Origin of the sequence: Dyadobacter fanqingshengii, assembly GCF_023822005.2 — a bacterium.
In the GTDB taxonomy this organism is placed as follows: Bacteria; Bacteroidota; Bacteroidia; order Cytophagales; family Spirosomataceae; genus Dyadobacter; species Dyadobacter fanqingshengii.
Genome location: NZ_CP098806.1, coordinates 4,719,742 through 4,744,767, shown reverse-complemented (window position 1 = coordinate 4,744,767; position 25,026 = coordinate 4,719,742). Strand labels below are relative to the sequence as shown.

Annotated in this window: 28 protein-coding genes; 22 read left to right on the top strand and 6 right to left on the bottom strand. The window is 44.3% G+C overall.

What is annotated here, in order from left to right; all coding sequences use genetic code 11:
* Positions 1–37: 37 nt before the first annotated feature.
* Positions 38–2,470 (bottom strand): TonB-dependent receptor plug domain-containing protein, encoded by a 2,433-nt coding sequence (locus NFI81_RS19835; RefSeq protein ID WP_234616417.1) that lies wholly within the window; start codon positions 2,468–2,470, stop codon positions 38–40.
* A gap of 29 nt (positions 2,471–2,499) precedes the next feature.
* Positions 2,500–3,834, bottom strand: a complete 1,335-nt coding sequence (locus tag NFI81_RS19830) for an APC family permease (RefSeq protein ID WP_234616418.1) — start codon at positions 3,832–3,834, stop codon at positions 2,500–2,502.
* A 401-nt stretch (positions 3,835–4,235) separates the two neighbouring features.
* On the opposite strand from NFI81_RS19830, the gene NFI81_RS19825 reads away from it, so the two are divergent.
* Both NFI81_RS19825 and NFI81_RS19820 read left to right on the top strand, forming a co-directional pair.
* The gene (locus NFI81_RS19825; RefSeq protein WP_234616419.1) at positions 4,236–4,967 is read left to right on the top strand and encodes a dioxygenase family protein; all 732 of its coding nucleotides are present in this window, start codon (positions 4,236–4,238) and stop codon (positions 4,965–4,967) included.
* Positions 4,967–5,668: a pirin family protein gene (locus NFI81_RS19820; RefSeq protein ID WP_234616420.1), complete on the top strand. Its 702-nt coding sequence runs from the start codon at positions 4,967–4,969 to the stop codon at positions 5,666–5,668. Before NFI81_RS19825 ends, NFI81_RS19820 begins: the two co-directional genes overlap by 1 nt.
* A gap of 66 nt (positions 5,669–5,734) precedes the next feature.
* Here NFI81_RS19820 and atpC read toward each other — a convergent pair whose 3' ends face one another.
* Positions 5,735–5,977 (bottom strand): ATP synthase F1 subunit epsilon, encoded by a 243-nt coding sequence (gene atpC, locus NFI81_RS19815; RefSeq protein WP_233855601.1) that lies wholly within the window; start codon positions 5,975–5,977, stop codon positions 5,735–5,737.
* Positions 5,978–6,006: 29 nt separating this feature from the next.
* Entirely contained in the window at positions 6,007–7,521 is a 1,515-nt protein-coding gene (atpD, locus tag NFI81_RS19810; RefSeq protein WP_233855599.1) for a F0F1 ATP synthase subunit beta, read from the bottom strand.
* Between the two features lie 172 nt (positions 7,522–7,693).
* On the opposite strand from atpD, the gene NFI81_RS19805 reads away from it, so the two are divergent.
* The 9 genes from NFI81_RS19805 (at position 7,694) to NFI81_RS19765 (ending at position 14,533) form a co-directional block, all read left to right on the top strand.
* Entirely contained in the window at positions 7,694–10,357 is a 2,664-nt protein-coding gene (locus tag NFI81_RS19805; protein ID WP_234616421.1) for a tetratricopeptide repeat protein, read from the top strand.
* Between the two features lie 36 nt (positions 10,358–10,393).
* The gene (locus tag NFI81_RS19800; protein WP_234616422.1) at positions 10,394–10,846 is read left to right on the top strand and encodes a hypothetical protein; all 453 of its coding nucleotides are present in this window, start codon (positions 10,394–10,396) and stop codon (positions 10,844–10,846) included.
* A 38-nt stretch (positions 10,847–10,884) separates the two neighbouring features.
* Positions 10,885–11,595, top strand: a complete 711-nt coding sequence (locus NFI81_RS19795) for an ABC transporter ATP-binding protein (RefSeq protein ID WP_233855591.1) — start codon at positions 10,885–10,887, stop codon at positions 11,593–11,595.
* Positions 11,596–11,628: 33 nt separating this feature from the next.
* Positions 11,629–11,826, top strand: coding sequence for a hypothetical protein (locus tag NFI81_RS19790; protein ID WP_234616423.1), 198 nt, complete (start codon positions 11,629–11,631; stop codon positions 11,824–11,826).
* A 3-nt stretch (positions 11,827–11,829) separates the two neighbouring features.
* Positions 11,830–12,090: a type II toxin-antitoxin system RelE family toxin gene (locus tag NFI81_RS19785; RefSeq protein ID WP_234616424.1), complete on the top strand. Its 261-nt coding sequence runs from the start codon at positions 11,830–11,832 to the stop codon at positions 12,088–12,090.
* A 78-nt stretch (positions 12,091–12,168) separates the two neighbouring features.
* Entirely contained in the window at positions 12,169–12,891 is a 723-nt protein-coding gene (locus NFI81_RS19780; RefSeq protein WP_234616425.1) for an RluA family pseudouridine synthase, read from the top strand.
* 73 nt (positions 12,892–12,964) lie between these two features.
* Positions 12,965–13,699 (top strand): hypothetical protein, encoded by a 735-nt coding sequence (locus tag NFI81_RS19775; RefSeq protein WP_234616426.1) that lies wholly within the window; start codon positions 12,965–12,967, stop codon positions 13,697–13,699.
* 58 nt (positions 13,700–13,757) lie between these two features.
* On the top strand, positions 13,758–14,270 hold the full coding sequence (locus tag NFI81_RS19770) for a hypothetical protein (protein ID WP_234616427.1): 513 nt from the start codon (positions 13,758–13,760) through the stop codon (positions 14,268–14,270).
* Positions 14,240–14,533: a hypothetical protein gene (locus tag NFI81_RS19765; protein WP_234616428.1), complete on the top strand. Its 294-nt coding sequence runs from the start codon at positions 14,240–14,242 to the stop codon at positions 14,531–14,533. The genes NFI81_RS19770 and NFI81_RS19765 overlap by 31 nt, the downstream gene beginning before the upstream one ends.
* A gap of 70 nt (positions 14,534–14,603) precedes the next feature.
* Here NFI81_RS19765 and NFI81_RS19760 read toward each other — a convergent pair whose 3' ends face one another.
* Together NFI81_RS19760 and msrA are read right to left on the bottom strand one after the other, a co-directional pair.
* Positions 14,604–15,134: a hypothetical protein gene (locus NFI81_RS19760; RefSeq protein ID WP_234616429.1), complete on the bottom strand. Its 531-nt coding sequence runs from the start codon at positions 15,132–15,134 to the stop codon at positions 14,604–14,606.
* A gap of 143 nt (positions 15,135–15,277) precedes the next feature.
* A complete protein-coding gene (gene msrA / locus NFI81_RS19755; RefSeq protein ID WP_234616430.1) occupies positions 15,278–15,871 on the bottom strand; it encodes a peptide-methionine (S)-S-oxide reductase MsrA in 594 nt (197 codons plus the stop codon).
* Between the two features lie 239 nt (positions 15,872–16,110).
* Between msrA and NFI81_RS19750 the strand changes: the two genes are divergently transcribed.
* The 11 genes from NFI81_RS19750 (at position 16,111) to NFI81_RS19700 (ending at position 24,921) form a co-directional block, all read left to right on the top strand.
* Complete coding sequence (locus NFI81_RS19750; protein WP_234616431.1) at positions 16,111–16,644, top strand: CopD family protein; 534 nt, start codon at positions 16,111–16,113, stop codon at positions 16,642–16,644.
* A gap of 269 nt (positions 16,645–16,913) precedes the next feature.
* A complete protein-coding gene (locus tag NFI81_RS19745) occupies positions 16,914–18,329 on the top strand; it encodes an anthranilate synthase component I family protein (protein WP_234616432.1) in 1,416 nt (471 codons plus the stop codon).
* A gap of 30 nt (positions 18,330–18,359) precedes the next feature.
* Positions 18,360–18,926, top strand: a complete 567-nt coding sequence (locus NFI81_RS19740; protein WP_234616433.1) for an anthranilate synthase component II — start codon at positions 18,360–18,362, stop codon at positions 18,924–18,926.
* A gap of 50 nt (positions 18,927–18,976) precedes the next feature.
* A complete protein-coding gene (trpD, locus tag NFI81_RS19735) occupies positions 18,977–19,966 on the top strand; it encodes an anthranilate phosphoribosyltransferase (protein WP_234616434.1) in 990 nt (329 codons plus the stop codon).
* A gap of 6 nt (positions 19,967–19,972) precedes the next feature.
* Positions 19,973–20,791, top strand: a complete 819-nt coding sequence (gene trpC / locus NFI81_RS19730) for an indole-3-glycerol phosphate synthase TrpC (protein WP_234616435.1) — start codon at positions 19,973–19,975, stop codon at positions 20,789–20,791.
* Positions 20,788–21,441: a phosphoribosylanthranilate isomerase gene (locus NFI81_RS19725; RefSeq protein WP_234616436.1), complete on the top strand. Its 654-nt coding sequence runs from the start codon at positions 20,788–20,790 to the stop codon at positions 21,439–21,441. Before trpC ends, NFI81_RS19725 begins: the two co-directional genes overlap by 4 nt.
* 3 nt (positions 21,442–21,444) lie before the next feature.
* On the top strand, positions 21,445–22,641 hold the full coding sequence (trpB, locus tag NFI81_RS19720; protein ID WP_234616437.1) for a tryptophan synthase subunit beta: 1,197 nt from the start codon (positions 21,445–21,447) through the stop codon (positions 22,639–22,641).
* A gap of 21 nt (positions 22,642–22,662) precedes the next feature.
* The gene (locus NFI81_RS19715) at positions 22,663–22,863 is read left to right on the top strand and encodes a hypothetical protein (RefSeq protein ID WP_082217859.1); all 201 of its coding nucleotides are present in this window, start codon (positions 22,663–22,665) and stop codon (positions 22,861–22,863) included.
* Between the two features lie 63 nt (positions 22,864–22,926).
* Entirely contained in the window at positions 22,927–23,286 is a 360-nt protein-coding gene (locus tag NFI81_RS19710; protein ID WP_234616448.1) for a Dabb family protein, read from the top strand.
* Positions 23,283–24,089 (top strand): tryptophan synthase subunit alpha, encoded by an 807-nt coding sequence (gene trpA, locus NFI81_RS19705; protein ID WP_234616438.1) that lies wholly within the window; start codon positions 23,283–23,285, stop codon positions 24,087–24,089. Before NFI81_RS19710 ends, trpA begins: the two co-directional genes overlap by 4 nt.
* A 127-nt stretch (positions 24,090–24,216) precedes the next feature.
* Entirely contained in the window at positions 24,217–24,921 is a 705-nt protein-coding gene (locus tag NFI81_RS19700) for a porin family protein (protein WP_254410599.1), read from the top strand.
* Positions 24,922–25,026 lie beyond the last annotated feature (105 nt).

The following is a 25,026-nucleotide window of genomic DNA, read 5'->3' as shown; positions in this document are numbered from 1 at the left end:
AGTTTCCTAAACCCGTTAAGTCTCCTTGAAGCCTCTATTACTCAATTGAATAAGCTGTTTTTCCAAATCCAGGTATGCCGGATGTACTCAGTGCCTCTGCACGGATATCTATATTTGTCACCGCATCTGTATTAAAATACGCAAATCTGGCCTTACCCTGCTTATTTGTCCGCAACATCGGTGCCCAAAATACCGTCGAACGATAGTCCGGATTTACATTCTGTGGCTTGCTGACCTCATATGCAGGAGCGTAAAATTCTTTTGGAACATTAAAACCAGCTATTTTGGAAACCAGCACACCCGGTACAACATCCTGCGAATAATCATAGTTTTCATTGCCGCGTTTTGTCAAAATCGAAATCACTCCATTGCCTCCGCGACTTCCAAAAATAGCCGCTGACGGACCTTTTAAAACATCGATAGACTCTACATCAAAAGTGTTCAGGTTTGAGATCATGTCCTTATCCACAGGCATTCCGTCTAGAACAAACAATGGCTCCCCGCGATTTCCACGGATGTATACCGATGCATTCATTCCGGAACCAACCACCTGAACACCAGCTACTCTGCCCGCAAGAATATCCAGAATACTTCGTCCGCCTGATGCCATTTGCGTCGTCACCTTGATCGAAGCGTCCGCAGAACCGTATAATTTTCTCGGATCGCGCTGCACTTCTTTCTTTCCTTTAATGGTCACTTCCTGCAATAACCGTTCCCGGCTTTCGCGGATTTTCCGGGCTATTTGCTGGTCTTGCTGAGCCCTTTTCAAGTATTCCAAAAGCTGCTTTGCATCCACCGTTATCGGATAAAAAGGTGCTTTAAGCAATGTCGCTCTCGGCGCTGCAAATGGGTCGAGCCGAAAGGAGAGATTTGCATTTCCCTTCTTGTTCATTCCTTGCAGCCGAATCTTCAAAGAGTCAGCGAAAACAAGGTTGTAGATCCCAAATCGGCCGTTTGCATCCGTTTCCGAGGTCATGAATGTGTTGAGGCTATCATTGCTCAAATACATAGATAACATTACTTTTTCGCTTAACTTTTTGTTGTTCCGCTTCACTTCACCTTCCAGCGTAATGCCTTGTTCCACATAACGTTGAGGCTGCAAAAGCGAATCGGCCAGCACATCTTCCCATTTGAAACGTGACCAACCTTGCGTCATCATCAGATAATCCATGTGAATTTTTCGCTCGGATTTTGCCGGATCGAAATAATAGGCGGGTTGTTCGATAAAACCTTTAAGATCAGAGGAAAGCAAGAGATAGGACATGATGTTTTCATCATTGGGTTGCTGCAATATCTGTCCCGCGTCTGTTACAGCGACAGAAACATTGGCTTCAACCGGATTTCCAGCCGAATCGGTAACTGCTATTTCTATCTCCGTTTTTTCGCGAGGCTTGTAAGCCATTTTTGTAGGGACAATTTTAACATTGAGGCTCCGGTTGTGATTAATAAAAACAAGCCTTTCACTCACCGGCTTGCTCTGTTCATCAAAAAGCGTCAAATGTGTGATCCCGTCGGGGAACTCTGTGGTTGGAAGGTTCAGCATCAGGCCCTTGGCGGTAACTTTTCCCTTTGCAACAAAAGCAACTATGCCTCTGGAATGTCCCACAATGTGTATGCCTGATTCCTGTTTCCCAGGCATTTTGAAGTAAATGATCAGGCGCATTTTCAACGGATTGGAAAGGTTGTCAACGATCATTGTATAGCCGCTTTCCATCACTTTTGGAAAATCAAAACGGGAAATTTTCCCGTCTTTTCCGTTTATAAATGCATCGTAAACTTCTCCCGGTTTTGGCTCGAACTGAAAACGCCCCATTCCGAGATGGTCGCTTTTGTAAAAGGCAACCGTATCCTTGTTTTGGTTGAGAATAAAGCCATTAACGTCTTGTCCGAGGCCGTTTCCGCCCACTGCTTTTAATGCAACCCGGGTATTAACGCCGGCAATCAGCTGGCCGCCTTCCGGGAAGAATTTTAAATCAACCGTCGTCGGAGCAGCCGGTTCAGCAATGTTTTCGGGATCAAACAGATAAATGTCTTTTTGGAAAAAATAATTCTCTGAAAAATTACGCATCCAATTGGTGTATGCCCGGATCGTATAAGCCCCTTTTGGGATAGAATCGGCAAGCACAATCTCGCCATGTCCGATGCCGCCAGACAGCTGTACGCGGCGTAAAGCCACATTTCTGCCCGTGCGCTGCTCGATCAGATCCACATAAAGTAAGTTACTGGCGCTGTCTGCGAGGTGGAGCGAACCTTCTACCAGGTAACTTTTAAACCAGAGCGTGTCGCCGGTTGTGTAATACGGCTTGTCCAGATGCAGATATGCTTTTCCTTGCGAAAAAACCCTCCGGTAATCCAGTAATTTGGCTGCAATGTGCTGGGTGAAATCATCATCAATCCACTGAAACCCGGTGAGTAACAACAGAAGTCCGGGAATAAGAAATTTTTTCAAAGCTTTGTTGATCCATGGCATATTTTCAATTTTGAGATGGCTAAATGTAACTAACGGTTAAGTCGGCTTACGAGCAAATATACCGGGTAGCTGATAACGAGAAAAAGCAATGCATACTGACTGCTTGCAATGTCCTGAATGACCGCACCGACAAGAAAGGCAATTGACAAAATCAGCATGATAATGGGCAAAATAGGGTAGGCGGGCACTTTCCAGGGACGTGGCAGGTCCGGTTCCTTCTTCCGCAATGCTAATAAGGACGCGAATCCCGAAGTATAACCTAACACAAAAAAGAATGTTGCAATGTCGGAAAGTTTTTCGGTGGCGTTTTTTCCGATCAGGATCAATGTAATGGCCACAGCAGAGGTGATCAGCATGGCAACCGCTGGCGTTCCACCTTTGTTAACCGTTGTTCCTCCCCGGAAAAACAGCCCGTCACGGCTCATGGAGTACAAAACGCGCGGATTAAACAGCAACTGCGCATTCACTATGCCTAGGATAGAAATCATCAGAAACAGCGTCACAATTTTCCCGGAACCTTCTCCGAAAATCAGCCTTATGGAATCCGCAGCAGCAAGTTTGGACTGCGATAATTCATTCATGGGCAACACATGCAAAATAGCCAGGTTACAGAGCAAGTAAATGATAATGATCAGCAAAACCCCGCCAATCATTGAACGCGGCAGGTTTTTGGTGGGATCACGGTCTTCTTCCGAAAAATATGCGGCGGTGTGCCAGCCATCATAAGTGTAAAAAATGGCTTGCAGAGAAAAGATTACCGGCGCAATCCAGCTTCCGGTTTCTACGATTTTGCTGGTTGTCAGCTGTGCTTGCTCGGCCGTTACTTCGTCTCCATAAATGAAGCAAACCGCCACGAAAATGAATAACCCCAGGCCTTTGAGCACACTCATTATATTTTGAAAACTGCTCGCAAGCGCCAGCCCGATCCAATGTATGCCGGTCAATATCAACAGCATGCCGGCCGCCACATAAGGTTCGTAACCAATGAACGCCGGAATGAGCAATGCGAGATATTCGCTCATGGTGTAAACGCCAAAGCCTAATGCGGAACAAGTTCCTAACCAGCTGTTTATCCCCACAACAAACCCTGCATAATTTCCAAAAGCACGTTGCGCATAAATGTACCATGCGCCTGCTTTCGGCATGGAAGTCCCCAGCTCGATCGTGCATAATGTTCCCAGAAAAGCGTACAAACTCACTGCTGCCCAAAGTCCCATAATGAGCCAGTAATCGCCTAGCTGGGCTGCAATAGGGCCTGGTTTCCTGAGTATGCCTGTCCCGATCGTGCCGCCGATCGTGACGGCGACGCCAAACCCGACACCGAGGATTTTGAAAAGTTCGTTTTTGGCTGCGGGTTGTTGCATAGGGGGAGTGAAATTGTGCTTTTCGAAAATAGGAAAACTTTTTCTTTTTGTAACTCGCTATTGTTAATGATTTACATCGCAACAACCGTTGACTTTATGGCGTAAAAAGCGCCTTGATTTCTTGTATACATAAAAAGTTTGCTCACGAAGGTTTTGAGCTTGAAGCATTGGATTATTTATTGATTCTGAACAAGAAAGTTATGCTTGTTTCTGAAAAAAAGCTGCCCATTAGCGACAGTTATCTGGACTTTATTTTGAGCTGGAAAAATCGTTAAAAAGTCCGCTCCATCTGGCGTTTACCGTCACATTCAGCCTATTCACCGATACATTAACCTGCCATTGCAACATTCACCCGGTTTCGAACGATAATGTATTTAGAATCATGAACTGTTGCAAAAAATATGGAACGTAAAGAATTTTTAAGAAGAGGGTTTTCTGCATTGGGTTTTGCTGCAATCGCTCCTTTGATCAGCTGCACAAGCGACACTGTCGATCCTGTTGAAGCCGGATCGGAAACAACGACGGGAACTACAACAGGCTCTTCCTCAGGAAGCTGCACATTAACTGCTTCCGAAACCGCCGGACCTTTTCCAACAAAAACACCCGGCAGCCTGGTAACAAACGACATTACGTCCGACCGGCAAGGGACGAAATTATCGGTCAAAATAACGATCCAAAATTTGAACAAAAGCTGTGAGGGGTTGTCCGATGCGCTGGTTGATATCTGGCATTGCGACGCCGGTGGAAGTTATTCTGAATATGGCGGGTCGGGAATGCAATCGACGAATTATACCAATGTGCATTTCCTGAGAGGCCGCCAGACAACCGATGCAAACGGATTGGTTACATTTACAAGCATTTACCCGGGCTGGTACTCGGGCCGTGCGCCGCACATTCACGTGCATGTGTATAATGCAAGCGGCAAATCATTGCTTGTAACGCAAATTGCATTTCCCGAAGCAATCAGCAGAGTGGTTTATGCGCAAGGCGTTTATGCAAGCCACGGACAAGCGGATACGACCAATGCGCGGGATAATGTGTTCAGCGACGGCACTTCTACGGAGATGTCGACCGTAACAGGCAGCACATCCGCAGGATACGAACTGACACACGCGATCGTTGTAAGCGCATAATGATCACTGCACAAATGGATATAGAAGCGCAGATTTTTCTTCAAAGTCAACGTGGACGATTCCAGTCGAACGGTTTTCGAGGGTTTTATACTTTCAACTTCGGGGATTACCAAGCTGAAAATAGGGAGCCGATAGGGAAATTGCTGGCTTTGAATGATGAAACGCTTCTGCCCCAATGTTCATGGGAAGTAACTGTCAATGAGCCAGTTCAGATTATTTTATTACCACTGGTGGGTGCTGTTGAAATAAACGAAGGAAAAGGAGACGTGCGATACGTTGATTCCGGTGAATGCCTGAGTCTCGTGGTAACGCCGAATGATGGTTTTTTAATTACAAACCCTTATCCGGATCAAGCCATTAATTACCTGCAAATCAGACTTTTGGACAAAGAAATTTCTTTGCAAAACAATGCTACAAACACTTTTGACCTAAACATTAAAAATACGCTTATTCCAATATTGGATGCCGATGCAGGTTATGGAATCTTGGTGATAGGAAAATATCAAGGACGCAAGGACGGCTTATATATTTCCAAAAATCCGGCAAATTGCATCTTCATTTTTATTATTGAAGGTGCATTTGAAGTCCAGAACAGGCTGCTCGAAAAGCGCGACGGGCTTTCATTGAAAAATGTGCCCGAGGTGGAATTTGAAGCTTTATCCAATGATGCCATTATTCTTATCCTGGAAACGGAGAATTGAGCGGTTTAAACACAAAAAAGCAGATGTCGCTAGCGCAACATCTGCTTTTTCATTTAATCTATATTCTTACAGAACCGCCTCAGCCAGAACAAGCACCTTGTTATTGAGCACTTCAACAACGCCGCCGTCGATCAGGTAAGTTTGCTTTGCAGCACCTGTATCCACAACTACATCACCTTTGCCCAGCGTGCTAACCAATGGTGCGTGACGGTTTAAAACCTGAAACTGTCCTTCTGTACCCGGTAATGTAACGGCATTTGCCTCTCCGGCAAATACTTTCTTATCTGGGGTGATGATCTCTAAATGCATGAATTCAAATGTTTATGAAGCATTACAACTTATCTTGTTGCTTCTGCAAGCATTTTTTCTCCTTTTGCCTGCGCATCTTCGATTGTTCCAACCAGGTTGAAAGCCATTTCAGGAAGGTGGTCATAACCGCCATCCATGATCAGGTTGAAACCTTTGATTGTATCATTAATGTCAACCAATGTCCCTTTCAAACCTGTGAATTGCTCTGCAACAAAGAACGGCTGAGACAAGAAACGTTCAACACGACGAGCGCGTGAAACGACAAGCTTATCTTCGTCAGAAAGTTCTTCCATACCAAGGATTGCGATAATATCCTGCAATTCTTTGTAACGCTGAAGAATGTTCTTAACACGCTGTGCGCAATCGTAATGTGCTGCACCCAGTGTTTCTGCATTCAAAATCCTTGATGCCGAATCGAGTGGATCCACCGCTGGATAAATTCCTTTTTCAGAAACTTTACGGCTTAATACCGTAGTTGCGTCCAAGTGGGCAAATGTTGTCGCAGGAGCAGGGTCAGTCAAGTCATCCGCAGGCACGTAAACGGCTTGTACAGAGGTGATTGAACCGCGTTTTGTAGATGTAATGCGTTCCTGCATCTGTCCCATTTCCGTTGCCAATGTTGGCTGGTAGCCCACCGCAGAAGGCATACGTCCCAAAAGGGCCGACACCTCAGAACCTGCTTGTGTAAAGCGGAAAATGTTGTCAATAAAGAAAAGAATATCGCGACCCTGACCTTCGCCATCTCCGTCACGGAAATACTCAGCCATTGTCAATCCTGAAAGTGCAACACGGGCACGTGCGCCAGGAGGTTCGTTCATTTGTCCGAAAACGAAAGTTGCTTGCGAGTCTTTCAACGTGTTATAATCCACTTTTGAAATATCCCAGCCGCCTTCTTCCATGCTGTGTTTGAATTCGTCGCCGTATTTAATGATACCAGCTTCGATCATTTCACGCATTAAGTCATTTCCTTCGCGGGTACGCTCTCCAACACCAGCAAATACAGAAAGACCTGCGTAAGCCTTTGCAATGTTGTTGATCAATTCCTGAATCAAAACGGTTTTACCAACACCGGCACCACCGAAAAGACCAATTTTACCTCCTTTTACATAAGGCGCAAGCAGGTCAATTACTTTAATCCCTGTAAAAAGGATTTCAGTGGACGTTGCAAGATCTTCAAACTTAGGAGCTGAACGGTGAATTGAAATACCATTTGTGTTGTCAAGCGGTGTAAGTCCGTCGATCGCTTCACCGATCACGTTGAACAAACGTCCTTTGATGCCTTCACCAACCGGCATTTTGATCGGTGATCCAAGGGGAGTAACCGCCATTCCGCGCTGCATCCCTTCGGTGCTATCCATTGCGATGGTGCGGATACGGTCTTCGCCTAAGTGTTGTTGACACTCAAGAACGACTCTCTGACCGTTTGATTTGATGACTTCTAACGCATCAAGGATCGACGGAATAAGTCCGCTGTCCTCAAATGATACGTCTACAACCGGACCAATTACCTGCGTAATTTTTCCTATGTTTGTCGCGTTTGCCATTATATAATTTTGATTATCTCCAATGAGGTTTTTTTCAGACCGCAAAAGTAGGAGATAATTTGGTCAGTACCAAGAGTACAATTATTGAATTATTGGATATTTTTTAGATAGCCGGTTTGTTTTAGGCAAAATTGTAAATAGAAATTCTGGGAAACCGGTTTAAATAAAATTTATGAAGGAGTTTTTTTTCTGGAAGGTTTGGTCGCCGTCGGAACGCAGGATGACGGTTGCTGCTTTCCTTGTTTTGCTTTTGGCGTTGGTTTTCTTCGCTGTAAAGAGCTTTGATCCGCTGGGAAACGTCATTCGCTGGAACGTGATCAGTGAGTTGTCGGAGACGACTGCCGTTGTGGACATCCTGCAACTCGGTGAATGGCAATATGGCATTTCAACACCTTCGCATTTGGTTACAGAAAGTTTCATGGCTTCTGTTATGGAGACTGATTTTCTTTCGGTTACACTGTTTTTGGTTTTCTCTCTAACGGGTTTGACGATTGTTCTAGCGGCATTGACAACCATGTCGAGGTTTTGGTATTTAGCCGGAACGATCATTTTTATCGTGTTCCTGGCTTTTTCCCGGCTTGAAATGGTGGGCGCATTTGGAGATGCCAATCGTGCGCTTTTCCTGCTGACTGTGATTCTTTATGGCAGCATAACTTATTATTTCCACGCATTTCGTCCCGACATTGGCATTGCAAGGCGCACTCTTGCCATTGGAGGTATTACAGCTTTCCTGGCCATTCTTATTGCTTTTGTTGCCGAAACCCCCTTTCCATCATTAACCGTAGCATCTTATTCGTTCCCCTTTTGGCTGCTTTTGACAATCTTGTTTTTGATTGTCATTTCAACCGAAATAATGGCTGCGCTGGTCTGGCTGAGCACCAGTGGCTCTGTTTCAAAAGGCAAATCGGGATTAATCAATTTCCTTGTAATCAGCATATTGTATCTGTTATTACTGCTTTTACTTTATTTAAGAAACACCAAGCAAATTGACTGGGACGTAACATTAATCAGTCCTGTCTTTCTCGCGCTGACTGCGGCAATCCTGGGTATTTGGGGTTTTAGACGACGCGCCGATTCTACAAACGGCATCATTCCGTTCCGAAGCGCCGGATTCTGGCTCTATATTGGATTATTTATCATTGCGGTTTCCTTTACAGCTTACATGTCCGCGACCGCTAATGATCCGGTTTTGGAGACATTGGAGGATGTCGTGGTGCAGGGTCAGCTCTCGATGAGTGTGCTGTTTTTGTTTTATGTGCTGGTAAATTTTTATCCGCTTTTCCAGCAAAAACTGGCTGTATACAAAGTGCTTTACAAGCCGCTCCGGTTTGGGTTGACCCAAACGCGTTTGTTTGGTTTTACAATCCTGATTGTTCTCTTTTCCATCCAAAGGCTGTTGCCAGTCAACCAGGCCATTGCGGGTTATTTCAATGGATTAGGCGATTTGCATGCGAATACGGAGGAATTTTCGCTATCGGAGCAATATTATAAGCTGGCTGTTCAGCAGGAGTTTCAAAATCATAAATCCAATTATGCGTTGGCTTCGCTCGCATTACGGCAAGGCGACAGGAATGCGGCGGCGTTTTATTTCCGACAATCTCTCCTTAAAAATCCGTCGCCACAAGCCTATTCCGGATTAAGCGGCATTTTGATTCAGGAAAATCTCTTTTTTGATGCCGTTTATAGTTTGCAGGAAGGGGTTAGGACATTTCCAAAAAGCGGCGAGCTGCTGAATAACCTCGGCATGTTATACTACAAAACAAATGTGGCGGATTCTGCTTACTATTATCTTGCAAAAGCCGAGGGAGCGACGAAGCGGGCCGAAATTCCGGCCACTAACCTGCTTGCTATCCTGGCAAAAAATACGGATTCGGGTCTATTGGACTCATTAGCTGCTGCCAGCGAAAAGCTAAATTATCTTTCCTGGCAGGCCAACTGGCTTGCCGTGCAGAATTTGAGACAAAAATTTCCGGAAGAAACATTTAATAGAAATGCTGTTCCCACAGATTCGCTGCTAAGTGCCTCCGCTTTTGCCTATTTACTTAATTATAGTGTCAATCAGGCCAAAACCGACAGCATACCGGCCAGGCTTCTGCCCGCGTTAGCAGCCAAAAACCCAGTCCTTTCACAAGATTTAAGCCTTGCCGCATTATATTCAGAGTTTTATAGCGGCAACAAGCTCAAAGCACTCGAAACGCTTTCCGGGTGGGCGGAAGAAGAAGGCGAAAAAAGTGATTTGTATCATAAAATATTGGGCCACTGGCTCTTACAACTCGGCCTTTACGATCAGGCGATTGAAGCGTTGTCTGTTGTCGAAGGCGTTGAAGGAACAATTGGAATGGCGGTGGCGAATGCCCTATCTGACAAAAAGGAGGTTGCTGTTGTCCTTTTGGACAAAATTAAGGAAAAAGAGCAAAATGCTGCCATTGAAAAATTAAAGGAAACATTGTTCTCCGGCGCAAAGCCAAAATCCCTTGCTGATTCGTTGCTGCAAATTGCTCGAAAATCTCCTTCTGACAAGAATTTTGATAATGCTGTGCGTATAAATCCATTTGATGAAAATGTCGTCTCAGCCGCCTCAGCGCATTTCAGACAGAAAAAATTGACTTTAAAGGCTTACAAACTGGTGCTGGATGCATTGCGTTATAATGAGTATGCGCCACAACTTTGGGAGCAATACGCGTATTTAAGCCTGGAACAAGGTTTGATCGGCCAGGGAAATGAGGGCGAGGAAAAGGTGAGACAATATGCATTGCCTGCCGATTATCAGCAATTTATGACGCGCTATCAGCCTATGCGGGCTCTTATCGAAAAACAAAGGGCAGGATTTCAGTGATTTAATATTTTAGGAAAATAATTACACTTCATCAACATGTCTTTATCCTGGAAGTCTAATATCAGCGGAACCGAATGCCGGATTTTTCGGGGCAAGTTGATTGTCGGGATATTGAAAACAAACTTTTGGAAAAGCAGCGGTTACGGAGAACTGAACGGCCATTTGCTCCGATTCAAAAACCAGGGTTTTTTGAACACGGTAACCAAAATCCTGGATATAGAGGGCGCGAAGGTGCTTGGCGAGATCAAATACAATGTCTGGAACGGCTCAGCCACCATTACCTACGAAGACGAGCTCTATGAATGGAAATTTGAGTCTTGGACCAGAAAAAAATGGTTTGTAAAAACTGCTGAAGAAGTTACGGAGTTCACATTAACCAGCTTTTGGAAAGACGAAGGCAATGTCGACAATGAGTTTGTTTCTCCTGCCGTAATTCTTGCCGCTTTGTATGTAGGCAGTCATCTCCGCACCGTTATGTCCGCCGCATAAGGTTGAATAATTTATCCCAATTCCGAAAAAACCATCACATGAGAATCATAGAGACTACTGAAATTTCGAAACGTTATGTGATGGGGAGCGAAATAATCCAGGCGTTAAAATCGGTTACAATTTCTGTCAATAAAGGCGAGTATGTAGCGTTCATGGGCCCTTCGGGTTCGGGAAAATCCACTTTGATGAACATTATCGGATGCCTGGATACGCCCACGACGGGCCGCTATATCCTGAATAATAAGGATGTGAGTGACATGACCGAGAGTGAATTGGCTGAGATCCGGAATAAAGAAATTGGCTTCGTGTTTCAGACTTTCAACCTTTTACCCAGAATGTCGTCGCTTGATAATGTTGCCTTACCGCTTATTTACGCAGGTTTAAGCAAATCTGATCGGACAGAAAAGGCAATGTTGTCGCTCAAAAACGTCGGGCTTGAAAACCGCGCCGGGCACAAGCCTAATGAGCTTTCCGGTGGACAGCGCCAGCGTGTAGCCATTGCTCGGGCGCTGGTAAACGACCCAAGTATCCTGCTAGCCGATGAGCCTACAGGAAACCTTGACTCCAAAACGTCCTATGAAATCATGGACCTATTTGACCAGTTATACAGCAAAGGCAACACAATCGTAATGGTTACCCACGAGGAAGACATCGCACATTACGCCCACAGAATCGTTCGCCTACGCGACGGCCTGGTCGAATCCGACACCATCAATCCAAACCCCACAAAGGTTAGCGCTTTGGTTTAGTTTTGTTAACTTTCGGAAAACAAGCATACGATTATGAAAGGGATTAGTTATTTAATTGATGACGTTGGGCAAAAAACCGCTGTGGTGATTGATTTTGATCTATTAAAGCAGCGCGACAGCCTTTTGGAAATCCTAGAAGATATTGAGGACGAGATCGCTATTGATTTGAGAAAAAATGAAGAATCTTCTGACTGGGATAGCGTAAGAGCTGCTTTGATTTCTAAGGATTAGGGCATGTATAAAGTCATTATCAAGAAATCTGCCATTCGGGAATTAGAAAATATCACAAAAGTTTTTCGTCTTAAAATTATTCAAAAAATTGATGATCTGGCTTCCGATCCTAGACCACAGGGGATTCGAAAACTAGAAAATTCCTTGAACAGTTACAGAATCCGGGTCGGCAGTTATCGTGTAATTTATACCATCGAGGATCAAAATCTTCTTGTCGAGGTGATTAAGGTCGCTGATCGAAAAGATGCATACAGAAGTAAATAACTATCTTTGTAGCATAATCCAATCCGGAAGAATTACCGTTCGTGGTCATTTTTCCGGATTATTTTTATTTGAATATTCATGAAGATCAATTTTAAGGACCTGATATTATTTGAAGACGAGGATTTTTTGCTCGTTAATAAGCCACCGCATTTGGCCACATTGGATGAGCGGACTGCAGACAGGGGAGGAAGTGTGCTAAGGTTGGCGAAAGAATACAATCCAGAGCTGCAAGCAGCACACAGGTTGGATAAGGAAACTTCCGGCGTTCTTGCCTTTGCAAAAAATCCGGCCGCTTACAGGCACTTGGCCATGCAATTTGAGCATCGCGAAGTAACAAAACGTTACCACGCCGTAGCAAACGGCATCCATAATTTGGACAGCATTTCTGTTTATTTGCCCATTTTGCCATTAAAAAACGGCACTGTGGTAAAGATTGACCGGGCAGAGGGCAAGACAGCGGAAACCATCTTCAACACGCTTAAAGTTTACCGCGGATACACATTGGTGGAATGTATTCCCATTACCGGGCGTATGCACCAGATCCGCATTCACCTTTCCTGCCTGAAAGCGCCCATCGTGTGCGATCCGCAATATGGTGGCGAGCCGATTTTTCTTTCCAGTTTAAAACGAAAATTCAATTTAAAGAAAGAAACTGAGGAACAGCCTCTTATTCAACGTGTTGCGCTTCATGCTTTTGCATTGTCATTCGCGCTGATGAACGGAGAGCCAATCCGGGTTGAAGCGCCGTATCCCAAAGACTTTGAGGTACTTGTAAAACAGCTTAATAAATTTGGTGTGTAGTTAGCATGGTTTTTTACAAGTTGTGTAGAAAGATTGTGTAGTTTACATTTTGTTTCAACCTAACTTCAAAAACATGCAATTACACACATTTATCAAGTCCGGACTGTTAGTCGCCATGGTCTTGGCTTTCGCCGTTTCAAATCAATCCTTGGCGCAGACCCCAGCCAAGAACGACGTGATCGTCAAACGCGACAGTTCCAGAATACAGGCGCTGATCACGCAAATGAGCTATGAAAAGATCAATTACCGCGATCTGGGCACGGCAGACAGTGCTAAAAGCTACATTTACCTGGACAATGTTGCACGCGTAATTCTTAAAACCGGTAAAATCATCAATGTCAGAGACTCTGTTCTTGTAGGCCATGTGCCGCCGGACAGCGTTGGACAATATGCTGATATGGCGAATTTGCCCAAGGATAAGTTCGAAAAAAGCGTCGTAATGGCGAACTCCGATCAGCTTAGAGATAAATACCGTTATCACCACGACAGGTCGCTGGACGGCAAAACGGGAGCGATTGTCTTCACTTCGTTTGCTGCCGCTACGCTGGTTTCAGGCATTATCATCGCCGGATCGGGGACTAGTCCTGATAACAAAACCATCGGGAATTCACTGGCTATTGCCGGTCCGGTTGTAGGTGTCGGGCTTGGACTTATTGGTTTCCGGAATTACAAATTCCACAGTAAAAAAGCCGAAAAAGTGAAGACAGAGCTTCTTCGCAGGAATCAGTCGCTGAGCACATTAACCATCAGCCCCAATCTGGACCCGTTTAATAAGTCAGGGCGACTAACATTGAGGATGTCGTTTTAATACCATTTATTTAGTAACATTATTGATACTAAATGTTTTATCATAACATCCTTCCTGAATGAAAATCACAATGTCCTGGAAGAAAACCCGCGCGGTTTTCTTCCTGTTACTGCTATTAGCCGCTCATTTCACTCAATCTCAAACGCCACGGAAACCCGATGTCATCACGCTCCGGGATGCAACAAAGCTCGAAGTGGTGATCCAGGAAGTAGATGATAATTTTGTTAAATACAAAAAACTGACCGACCCCGAAGGACCGCTTTTCTCAGTTAGAAAGACGGAAATTGTTTCCATCAAATACGGAAACGGGGATGTTGAAACATTTGAGGCAGTGCTGGAAGTGCCTGGATATTATGCTCCTAACACTCCGAAGGCGCCTATTGCTAAATCGCCGTCGACTGCTGTTACTCCTAAGGCCCGTTTTCAGGAAGAACTGCAAACTGCCACACCGGACAGGCTCCGCGCTGTTTACAAATATTACAAAGGAAAGTCGAAAGGCGGCATGGTATGGGCATTGCAGGGACATCTGCGGGCATTCTCATGGCTGCAATCGGAACTGGAATCGTTGTAAGCGCAACAGATGCCAATGGCAATTTCAAGAGTTATCAGGATGAAAAAAGGGCGATCAGAGGCGCCTGGATGATGATCGGTGGGTTTGCCGGTGCTGTAACCTTTGGGACAGTTGGCTTTGTAAAAGCGGGTAAGAATGGCTCCAAGGCTACCAGGGTGAGACGAGAGTTGATCAGAAGGAATGAGCCGATTACGTTCCGGATCAGCCCTGCATATAATCCTGTTAACAGATATGCCCGCCTAGCATTGAGCGTGCAGTTTTAGTGATTATCTAATGAACAAAAAAAGGGCTTTGGAATAATCCAAAGCCCTTTTTTATGATATTTTGTTCCAATCAGAATTTGAAAGTAATCCCTGCTTTCAATGGAGATGCATTGTAACCAACTTCTGCAAAAACACCCATTGTTGGTTTGAAATAGTAACGTGCTCCTGCAAATGCTCCGAAGAAAACACCGCTTCCGTAGCCATCATTATAAACACCACCATAACCATCAGGTGTGCTGTAAGATGAGATACGATATCCCAATGCAGGCCCAGCATACAAATCAAGGTTATCCATTGTTAAAAAGTGCTTTCCGAAGTGGTAAGAACCTCTCGCCGCCACTGTGAAGAAATTATATCTCCACTTGTATCCGAAAGTACCATAATTCCACGTAATGAAGTCAGCCTGAGCACCAACGCTGATGAAGTCGTGAACACCACTTTCGAAAGAAGCTCCGAGGCCAACTCCGCCGCCGCCATATGTTCCGCCAAGGTTAATCCCAGCATTTAATAACTTATCGCCTTTTTCAAATTGGGCGAAAGCCTTCTCTGATGTAACGCCTAAAATAGCGGCAACGAAAAACGAAAATAGAATCTTTTTCATCGTAATAGATTAGTTTTTTGTGTAAAAATTATGGCACAAATTAAAGCCTTTATTTTAATGCTTCAAAACTTGTGCCATTGTAGTTATTATTCGGGTGGTGCCCGTAAACAAAAGGTGTAGAGGTTAGGATTAACCTCCTCTTATCAGATATTTTTTCTCAATTTTTCTTTAAAAACCTTCTTGAACTTGTCAAGTTTCGGCGCAATGACGAATGCACAGTAACCTTGATCCGGGTTGTTGGCAAAGTAATTTTGGTGGTAATCCTCAGCCACATAGAATTTCGGCGCCTTGGTAATTTCGGTTACGATCGGCTTCGCATAGGCGCCCGATTTGTCCAGTTCAGCCTTCGCCTGTTCAGCCAGTTTATGCTGCTCTTCATTATGATAAAAAATCACCGAGCGATACTGCGTGCCAACGTCATTTCCTTGTTTATTAAGCGATGTAGGGTCATGGCTGCGGAAAAATGCCTCCAAAAGCGCTGCATAGGAAATCACTTTGGGATCGTAAACAACCTCTACACATTCCGCATGGCCTGTATTTCCTGTGCAAACCTCCTTATAACTTGGGTTAGCCACACTACCGCCGGCATAACCTGAAACGACCTTTTTAACGCCGTCCAGAGACTCCAAAACGGCTTCGGTACACCAAAAACATCCGGTCCCAAATGTGGCGATTTCTGTATTCGCCATATCAACATTATTTTCGTCCAATGTTGCCGAAGACGTTTCATTACTCATTTGCTTTTTTTGTTTTTTGTCCGATTGCGCGCATGATATCACAACCATGCAACACAGGAATAGGAACGTGAAAATAGGGATGGTGGTTTTCATCTTTATTGAATCGTGTTATTGCTACTTGGTTAACGAATCGCATTCCAAGAAAGTTTATCCGGCGGATTCGCACATTATTTACGAAATTTGAAATGAAAAAGATCGCATTCGTTTGAACCCTGATATCCCGTGACTACAACGCAATCATGACCTATCTTCATTTCAAGGCACTGCATATCATCTTTGTGGTCAGCTGGTTTGCCGGGCTATTTTACATGCCGAGGCTGTTTGTATATCATACGGAGGCTCGGGACAAAACCGAAGCTGAGCGACAGATCCTTTTTGCACAGTTTACAAAAATGGAAAAACTGCTCTGGAATGCTATTATGACACCGGCTTGCTGGCTTACCATCATTTTTGGGTCTATTATGCTATATATCACACCCGCCTGGCTCGATCAGGATTGGATGCGTTTGAAGCTGCTTTTTGTAGTCGGGCTTTTGGCTTACCATTCTTTTACGCGTAAAATTCTTCTGGAACTGCGTCGCGGAATATTCCGGTTTTCGTCTTTTCAATTGCGGCTATTTAACGAAATAGCAACGATCTTTCTTTTCTCCATCGTTTTTCTGGTTGTTTTAAAAAACACCGTAGATTGGCTCTGGGGTGTATTGGGACTCGTTATTTTCGCTGTGCTGATGATGACGGCGGTCAGGATTGTGAAGCGGATCAGGGAGAAGTAACTTGCTGGCACATTGCAATAATTTTTTTCAAATAAATTAAATCATATTTATTTTATTCTATATTTGTCACCGACAATGTCGCAAGACATTTATTAAATCGAGATATGAAAACTTTGAATACTATTTGGTGGTGGCGTGCACGTCTTAACAAGATGGACGAGTAGTCATTGCTTTGGTATAATCAAAATATACTTTACATACGGCTCGCTGTTCATCTGACAGCGAGCCGTTTTTTTGTGCCATAATTATAAAATTTTAAGATTATAAAAATGTCAAATCCTACCTTTCAGATATCAACCCGCCACAAGAAACTATTGGCAGACACATTGACGCCGGTTTCTATTTATTTAAAATTAAGAGACCGTTTCGTCAACACTATCCTGCTGGAAAGCTCTGATTATCACGGCAATGAAAACTCATTCACCTACATCTGCTGCGATCCCGTTGCTTTTTTTAAACTGAACCAGAATGTGGTTACGCAGCAATTTCCGGATGGACAGCAGGTTAATTTGACCCTGGAAAAGCCGAAAGACGCGGTGCAGACATTGTATGCTTTTGCACAAAGTTTCAAATCGGAAAAGAGCAGTTTTCCTTTCATTTCCAATGGACTTTTTGGTCACATGACTTATGATGCGGTCAGTTATTTTGAAGACATTACCATTCAGCCTGCAAGCCCGGAAACGGATATTGACCAGATTTTCTATCAGGTTTACCGCTATGTGATCGCTATTAATCACTTCAAAAATGAACTCTATATTTTTGAGCATCAATATGGAGATTCAGAGCAGGAGAGTGGCATTGAGCAGATTGAAATTTTGATCAAAAACCGCAATTTTCCAAAATATGATTTCCAAATCGCTTCTGATGAAACGTCCAATGTGACGGATGATGAAATGCGGGCGGTGATTCAGAAAGGCATTGACCATTGCCTCCGCGGTGATGTGTTTCAGATCGTTCCTTCACGCCGGTTTAGCCGCAATTTCCAGGGTGATGAATTCAATGTTTATCGCGCTTTGCGCTCCATTAATCCTTCGCCGTATTTATTCTATTTTGATTACGGCAGTTATAAGATCTTTGGGTCTTCGCCTGAGAAACAAATCTTTATCAAAAACGGACAAGCTGAAATTCACCCCATAGCAGGCACATTTCGCAGAACGGGCGACGATCAGGCGGATGCAGAGGCGGCGCAGGCATTGTTAAATGATCCAAAGGAAACTGCGGAACACGTAATGCTTGTTGATTTGGCAAGAAACGATTTGAGCAGAAGTTGTGACGCAGTGAAAGTGACGAATTATAAGGAAGTCCAATATTATTCGCACGTAATCCACTTGGTTTCCAAAGTCGTTGGGAAAATGAACGAAGGCGTGAATCCATTGCAATTGGTAGCGGACACATTCCCGGCGGGAACGCTGTCAGGCGCGCCCAAACACAATGCGATGAAGCTCATTGACCAGATGGAAACGAGCAACCGCAGCATTTATGGCGGCGCGATTGGTTTCATGGATTTCAATGGTGATTTCAACCACGCGATTGCCATCAGAACATTCCTGAGCAAGAATAACACTTTGTTTTTCAGGGCCGGAATGGGCGTTGTGGCCAAGTCCAATGTGGAAAGTGAATTGCAGGAAATTAACAGCAAGCTGGCCGCTTTACGAAAGGCGATCGACTTTGCAGAAGAAATTTAACATTAGGACAATCCTCAAAAACTGGAAATAATGAAAATCTTAGTGCTCGATAATTACGATTCTTTCACTTATAACCTCGTCTACATTCTCCGCGAGCTGAATGATCAGGTGGACATTGTCCGCAATGATAAAATTGCGCTGGAAGAGGTGGGCAAATATGATAAAATCCTCCTTTCTCCTGGCCCCGGCATTCCGTCGGAAGCAGGCATTATGCACGAACTGATCCGCGAATATGGCCCTAGCAAGAGCATTTTAGGCATTTGTCTGGGACATCAGGGCATCGGTGAGGTTTATGGCGCAACGCTCGAAAACATGACGGATGTGTTGCATGGCATCAGCGATACAGCGATTGTTACAGATCAGTCGGAGCGCATTTTCAAAGGGTTACCGACTGAAATTAAAGTTGGACGCTATCATTCCTGGACTGTTATCCCTGAAACATTTACAGAAGATCTGACTATTACAGCATTGGACGAAAAAGGCCGGGTTATGGGGCTTTCTCACAAAAAATATGATGTAAAAGGCCTTCAATTTCACCCGGAATCTGTGCTAACCGAGCATGGGAAAGAAATGTTGGAAAACTGGTTGGCAATTTAAGATTACTTCCTCCTCAATAGTAAAAACTTTTCGGTACGCTTAGCATGAACATGAAACAGATTCTTAGCCATCTTTTTGAATATAAAGTTTTAAGTAAAGAATTAGCCAAAGACGTCCTGATCGGCATTAGCACGGGCAAATATTCCAATTCAGAAATCGCCTCTTTCTTAACCATTTATGCCATGCGCAGCATAACGGTTGAAGAATTGGAAGGCTTTCGGGATGCAATGTTAGAGCTGTGTTTAGCCGTCGATTTGTCAGCTTATGATCCCATTGATGTTTGCGGAACGGGCGGCGACGGAAAGGACACATTTAATATTTCAACATTGTCGTGTTTTGTGGTTGCAGGCGCGGGGCAGCATGTGGCCAAGCACGGGAATCATGGCGTTTCGTCTATGTGCGGCTCGTCGACAGTTCTTGAATTTCTCGGCGCGAAATTTACCAATGAGAAGGATTATCTCGAACGCAAAATCAATGAAGCGAATGTGTGTTTCCTGCATGCGCCGCTTTTCCATCCTTCGATGAAGAATGTGGCGCCGATCCGCCGGGAACTGGGTGTGAAAACTTTTTTCAATATGCTGGGTCCGATAGTGAATCCGGTGTCGCCCAAAAAACAGCTTGTAGGCGTTTTCAGTCTTGAATTGGCACGGCTTTTTGCTTATCTTTACCAACAGACTGACAAGCAATTTCTGGTTCTTCACGCATTAGACGGCTACGACGAAGTGTCATTAACAGGTGCTTTTAAAATCATCACCGCTCAAACGGAGCAAGTTCTGACTCCCTCGCATTTAGGGTTACAAACTTTGCGCGCGCAAGACCTGTCGGGAGGCGAAACGGTCGAAGAATCTGCCAAAATTTTCATGAATGTATTGAACGATACAGCCACATTCTCACAAAAAGAGGCTGTGCTGGCGAATGCTGCATTGGCATTGCATTGTGCGAATCCGGCGTTATCACTTTTGGACGCAGTGGAAACGGCACGGGAATCGTTGGAAAGTAAAAAGGCTTTGCGCAGCTTTAAAAAATTGATAGAAGACTGATCACAGATGAACATACTAGATAAAATTGTCGCAAGAAAGCGGGAGGAAGTCATTGAAGCCAAGCAAAACAAGTCGGTTTCCGAGCTGGAAAAAGAAGATTTGTTTGCGCGTAAAACGGTTTCCTTGGCGGCGGCTTTGAGAAATGCTTCATCTCCAAAAATCATTTCCGAATTCAAGCGTAAGTCGCCTTCAAAAGGCATCATTAATGATCAGGTTTCGCCGGAGGTTGTGACTTTTGATTATGCCAATGCTGGCGCGGTCGCCTTGTCGGTTTTAACTGACATTGATTTCTTTGGCGGCTCATTTTCGGATTTTTTGAAAGCGCGTCATGCCAATCCAGTGATCCCGATGCTGCGCAAGGATTTTATCATTGACGAGTATCAGCTTTACGAAGCAAAAGCGATAGGGGCGGACGTGATTTTGCTCATTGCTGCTTGTCTAACTCCGGCCGAAGTGGTTTCATTAAGTCAAAAAGCGCACGAACTAGGATTGGAAGTTTTGTTGGAAGTTCATAATGCCGAAGAGCTTGCCGCAACCATTGGTGAAAACATTGATATAGTGGGGGTTAACAATCGAAATCTTAAAACCTTTGAAACGTCTATTGAAACTTCAATTGCGCTGAGTGAACAGATTCCCGATTCTTTTGTTAAAATATCAGAAAGCGGCCTGAAAAATGCCGAGACCATTCACCGATTGCATGGTTACGGTTATAAAGGGTTTTTAATAGGTGAAACATTTATGAAGACTGTAAATCCCGGAACCGCACTGGCGGATTTACAAATTGACTTAACTCAACAAAGCAATTTAAATCCTTTGGTTCTATGAAAATAAAAGTTTGCGGACTGCGCCAGCAAGACAACATTGAAAAAGTGGTGGCGTTACAGCCTAACTTCATCGGGTTTATTTTCTACGAAAAATCACCCCGTTATGTTGGCGAAGATTTGGATGAAGAATTTGTAAAAAGTATCCCTAAAAACATTAAAAAAGTCGGCGTATTTGTGAATGCAAGCCCTAGCCATATTCTTGCCACAGTCAAAAAATTCGACTTGCAATATGCGCAGCTTCACGGCAACGAAATGCCGGACACTTGCCGCAGCATTCGCCAGAAAGGGGTTAATGTGATCAAAGCATTCAGCATCGACGCATCATTCAATTTTGCGATGCTGAACAATTATAAGTCGTTTTGCGATTTGTTTTTGTTTGATACAAAAGGCGATGCCCCAGGCGGAAACGGCGTGCCCTTTGACTGGAACCTTTTGAAAAAATACGATAATGAAAAGCCATTTCTGCTCAGCGGAGGCATTAGCGTCGACAATGTGGACGACATTATTGCATTGTCAAAAACGCTTCCTATCTATGGAATTGACGTTAATAGTCAGTTTGAAACGGAGCCGGGTGTGAAAGACATTGCCAAGCTTGAAGAATTATTCAATTTAGTTCGTGTAAAAGAGAAAGAAGAGGCGGAAGCGCAGTGAAATATGGAAACATTAGAAAAGAAGTCATATCAGGTTGACAGCCGCGGTTATTACGGCAATTTTGGAGGCGCATTCATTCCCGAAATGCTGTATCCGAATGTGGAAGAACTGCGCGAAAATTATCTCAGCATCATTGCGGAGCCTTCTTTTCAAAAAGAATATAATGATCTCTTGCGGAATTATGTAGGACGTCCCACGCCGCTTTACCGGGCCAACAGGCTTTCAGAAAAATACAAAACCAACATCTTCCTCAAACGCGAAGATCTTTGCCACACGGGCGCGCACAAGGTGAATAACACCATTGGGCAAATCCTGATGGCTAAAAGACTTGGTAAGCAGCGGGTGGTGGCCGAAACCGGTGCAGGACAACACGGCGTGGCAACCGCAACTGTTTGCGCGCTCATGAACATTGAATGCATTGTTTACATGGGCGAGCTGGACATTGAACGCCAGGCTCCTAATGTGGCGCGTATGAAAATGCTGGGCGCGGAAGTGAGGCCAGCAACCTGCGGATCTCGCACATTGAAAGACGCTACGAATGAAGCGATGCGCCATTGGATCAATAACCCGGTGGATACGCATTATATCATTGGTTCTGTGGTGGGTCCGCATCCATATCCGGATATGGTTGCTCGTTTTCAGTCTATTATTTCGGAGGAAATGAGATGGCAGCTGAAAGAGCAAACCGGCAAGGAAACACCTGATTATGTGGTCGCTTGTGTAGGCGGAGGAAGCAATGCAGCGGGTGCATTCTATCATTTTCTGGATGATGAAGATGTGAAGCTCGTGGCTGTGGAAGCTGCCGGAAAAGGCATTAATTCGGGACATTCTGCTGCGACAACAGCATTGGGAAAACCAGGTGTTTTGCATGGAAGTCGCACAATTTTAATGCAAACGGAAGACGGCCAGGTTGTGGAGCCGTTCTCCATTTCTGCTGGTCTGGATTATCCGGGAATTGGTCCTCAGCATGCTTATTTGTACGACAGCGGAAGAGGAATTTTTATGTCGGCAACGGATGAAGAATCTGTACAGGCAGCATTTGAACTCACTCGTTATGAGGGCATTATACCGGCATTGGAATCAGCGCATGCATTGGCTATTTTGAGTCAATTGGGCGCGACGGAAAACGAGAATGTGATCGTCAACCTCTCTGGTCGTGGCGATAAAGACATGGCTACTTACATGAAATACATCGTTTAATTTACTCATAAACACATTACAATGGCAACACTGACCTTACCTGAGGTTTTTGACGTAAGGCTCAAAATACAGGAGCTGGAAGGAAAAGTAAACTCGGGCGAGCTTTCGCTTTTTGAAAGATGCGACCTGGAAGACGAAATCCTCGAACTCAAAGAAAAGCTGGGCGAATTTGACCGCCTGAAATTCAGCGATGAAGGCGAGTGCCTCAACTGTTCCGCATAGTAACCATTATTCAACCTTATCTTTTGTCCAATTATGAATTTCAAATTACTATTAATGGCCGGAATGCTCCTTTTTGGAGCTGTGGCATCTGCTTCACCTAAAAACCCTACCACTAAGAAAATGCTGCGTCACGTCGTTTTATTCAAATTCAAAGACTCAGCAACGCCGGCACAGATTAAGGAAGTGGAAGAGGCTTTTAAAGCATTGCCGTCCAAAATTAAGGAGATTAAGGGCCTTGAATGGGGAACAAACAACAGCCCCGAGGGACTTTCACAAGGTTTTACGCACGCATTCTTTGTAACATTCGATGATGAAGCGGGTCGTGAAGTTTATCTTCCGCATCCTGACCACAAAGCGTTCGGAAAAGTGTTAGGACCGCATTTGGACAAAGTTTTGGTTATTGATTACTGGACACAAGAATGAACCGCATTACAAACCTTTTTAGCGGCGTAAATGATCATCACGAAGCTGGATTCCTGAATGTATATTTCACAGCAGGCTTTCCGGAATTGAGTGACACTATGCGCGTTTTACAGGCTTTGCAGGACGGCGGCGCTGATCTGGTTGAGATTGGTATGCCTTATTCGGACCCTGTTGCTGACGGCGAAACCATTCAGAAAAGCAATGACCGCGCGCTTGAAAACGGCATGTCTGTAAAGATCCTTTTCGAGCAACTGGCAGATATGCGTGACACAATTTCTGTTCCTGTGCTGCTGATGGGTTATGTCAATCCGGTTTTGCAATTCGGCATCGAAGCATTTTGTAAAAAATGCGCTGAGGTTGGCGTTGACGGGCTGATCCTGCCAGATATGCCTATGGACGTGTATTTAAATGAATACAAAGCCATTTTCGACGCTTACGGCATTCTGAATATCTTCTTGGTAACACCGCAAACATCCGAAAAGCGCATTCGCCAGATCGACGAAATAAGTGAAGGTTTTATTTACACCGTTTCCTCTGCAAGTGTAACGGGTTCTAATACAGGCGTTAGCGATGATATGGAAGTATATTTCGACAGATTGAATGCCATGCAACTCCGTAATCCGCGACTGATTGGTTTTGGGATAAAAGATCATGCAACATTTAAAAAAGCTTCTGACTATGCAGCAGGGGCTATTATCGGCAGCGCATTTATTCGCGTTTTGCAGGAAAGCAATGATCTTGAACAGGACATTAAGTCTTTTGTAAGAAATGTAAAAAATTATCCTGAAACGATCGAAGCATAACAAGTTAATTCCATAAGATATATTGACACTTCAGGCATCACTTTTGTACAAACAACTCATCATCGGGTTGTTTGTTTTTTAGATAGGTGCGGATATGGGATCTCGAAAAATTTTTTTCATCATTTTAATGCTTTGTTCATCACCGCTTTACGCGCAGTTCCGGCTCGATCTGGAAAGCGGGGCGGTGTTTGGGACAAATTATAATAAGGTCCGCATTCCAAATGTGGGCGGCACGCAAGTGAATCTGGCGAACGATCTGAGCATTGATCCAAAGATTTTTTATAGAATCAGAGGCACTTACACCATTGCTAAACGGCATAATATCAGTGCATTATATGCCCCACTTTCTGTAAAATATCACGGAACATTCGATAAAAACGTCAATTTCAATGGCATTAATTATCCTGCCGGACAGCCATCGGAAGTTTTTTATAAATTCAATTCCTACCGACTGACTTATCGCTACGATTTTGTGGCAAAAACGCGCTGGCGTGTTGGTTTAGGTCTTACTGCCAAGATCCGGGATGCGGATGTGCGCTTCAAAAACGAATCCTACGACACGCATTTTGATAATGTCGGCTTCGTGCCGCTAGTCAACTTTTATGCTTCTTACAAGCCATCTTATCGCTGGTCGGTGATTTTGGAAGGCGATGCATTGGCTGCCAAACAAGGGCGTGCGGAGGATATTTTTGTGGGAGCGGCTTATCAGGTCAATCCGAAGTTTGGCATTAAGGCTGGTTACCGCGTTGTGGAAGGCGGTGCGGATAGTGACGAGGTCTATAATTTCAACTGGATCAATTACGCTTCCGTAGGTGTTTTGCTTACGCTTTAAGTTCTTCACAAAATAAACTTTTGGGCGCCGGAAAAATCCATTTTTAACGATGGAATTCCATATAAATCGCTATCTTAGTTTGTTTTATGCGTGGCCAGGCGGATC

Excerpts from the sequence above, each read along its gene's own strand:
- NFI81_RS19835 (WP_234616417.1), bottom strand. The coding sequence starts at position 2,470 with ATGCCATGGATCAACAAAGCTTTGAAAAAATTTCTTATTCCCGGACTT.
- NFI81_RS19830 (WP_234616418.1), bottom strand. The coding sequence starts at position 3,834 with ATGCAACAACCCGCAGCCAAAAACGAACTTTTCAAAATCCTCGGTGTC.
- NFI81_RS19825 (WP_234616419.1), top strand. The coding sequence starts at position 4,236 with ATGGAACGTAAAGAATTTTTAAGAAGAGGGTTTTCTGCATTGGGTTTT.
- NFI81_RS19820 (WP_234616420.1), top strand. The coding sequence starts at position 4,967 with ATGATCACTGCACAAATGGATATAGAAGCGCAGATTTTTCTTCAAAGT.
- atpC (WP_233855601.1), bottom strand. The coding sequence starts at position 5,977 with ATGCATTTAGAGATCATCACCCCAGATAAGAAAGTATTTGCCGGAGAG.
- atpD (WP_233855599.1), bottom strand. The coding sequence starts at position 7,521 with ATGGCAAACGCGACAAACATAGGAAAAATTACGCAGGTAATTGGTCCG.
- NFI81_RS19805 (WP_234616421.1), top strand. The coding sequence starts at position 7,694 with ATGAAGGAGTTTTTTTTCTGGAAGGTTTGGTCGCCGTCGGAACGCAGG.
- NFI81_RS19800 (WP_234616422.1), top strand. The coding sequence starts at position 10,394 with ATGTCTTTATCCTGGAAGTCTAATATCAGCGGAACCGAATGCCGGATT.
- NFI81_RS19795 (WP_233855591.1), top strand. The coding sequence starts at position 10,885 with ATGAGAATCATAGAGACTACTGAAATTTCGAAACGTTATGTGATGGGG.
- NFI81_RS19790 (WP_234616423.1), top strand. The coding sequence starts at position 11,629 with ATGAAAGGGATTAGTTATTTAATTGATGACGTTGGGCAAAAAACCGCT.
- NFI81_RS19785 (WP_234616424.1), top strand. The coding sequence starts at position 11,830 with ATGTATAAAGTCATTATCAAGAAATCTGCCATTCGGGAATTAGAAAAT.
- NFI81_RS19780 (WP_234616425.1), top strand. The coding sequence starts at position 12,169 with ATGAAGATCAATTTTAAGGACCTGATATTATTTGAAGACGAGGATTTT.
- NFI81_RS19775 (WP_234616426.1), top strand. The coding sequence starts at position 12,965 with ATGCAATTACACACATTTATCAAGTCCGGACTGTTAGTCGCCATGGTC.
- NFI81_RS19770 (WP_234616427.1), top strand. The coding sequence starts at position 13,758 with ATGAAAATCACAATGTCCTGGAAGAAAACCCGCGCGGTTTTCTTCCTG.
- NFI81_RS19765 (WP_234616428.1), top strand. The coding sequence starts at position 14,240 with ATGGCTGCAATCGGAACTGGAATCGTTGTAAGCGCAACAGATGCCAAT.
- NFI81_RS19760 (WP_234616429.1), bottom strand. The coding sequence starts at position 15,134 with ATGAAAAAGATTCTATTTTCGTTTTTCGTTGCCGCTATTTTAGGCGTT.
- msrA (WP_234616430.1), bottom strand. The coding sequence starts at position 15,871 with ATGAGTAATGAAACGTCTTCGGCAACATTGGACGAAAATAATGTTGAT.
- NFI81_RS19750 (WP_234616431.1), top strand. The coding sequence starts at position 16,111 with ATGACCTATCTTCATTTCAAGGCACTGCATATCATCTTTGTGGTCAGC.
- NFI81_RS19745 (WP_234616432.1), top strand. The coding sequence starts at position 16,914 with ATGTCAAATCCTACCTTTCAGATATCAACCCGCCACAAGAAACTATTG.
- NFI81_RS19740 (WP_234616433.1), top strand. The coding sequence starts at position 18,360 with ATGAAAATCTTAGTGCTCGATAATTACGATTCTTTCACTTATAACCTC.
- trpD (WP_234616434.1), top strand. The coding sequence starts at position 18,977 with ATGAAACAGATTCTTAGCCATCTTTTTGAATATAAAGTTTTAAGTAAA.
- trpC (WP_234616435.1), top strand. The coding sequence starts at position 19,973 with ATGAACATACTAGATAAAATTGTCGCAAGAAAGCGGGAGGAAGTCATT.
- NFI81_RS19725 (WP_234616436.1), top strand. The coding sequence starts at position 20,788 with ATGAAAATAAAAGTTTGCGGACTGCGCCAGCAAGACAACATTGAAAAA.
- trpB (WP_234616437.1), top strand. The coding sequence starts at position 21,445 with ATGGAAACATTAGAAAAGAAGTCATATCAGGTTGACAGCCGCGGTTAT.
- NFI81_RS19715 (WP_082217859.1), top strand. The coding sequence starts at position 22,663 with ATGGCAACACTGACCTTACCTGAGGTTTTTGACGTAAGGCTCAAAATA.
- NFI81_RS19710 (WP_234616448.1), top strand. The coding sequence starts at position 22,927 with ATGCTCCTTTTTGGAGCTGTGGCATCTGCTTCACCTAAAAACCCTACC.
- trpA (WP_234616438.1), top strand. The coding sequence starts at position 23,283 with ATGAACCGCATTACAAACCTTTTTAGCGGCGTAAATGATCATCACGAA.
- NFI81_RS19700 (WP_254410599.1), top strand. The coding sequence starts at position 24,217 with ATGCTTTGTTCATCACCGCTTTACGCGCAGTTCCGGCTCGATCTGGAA.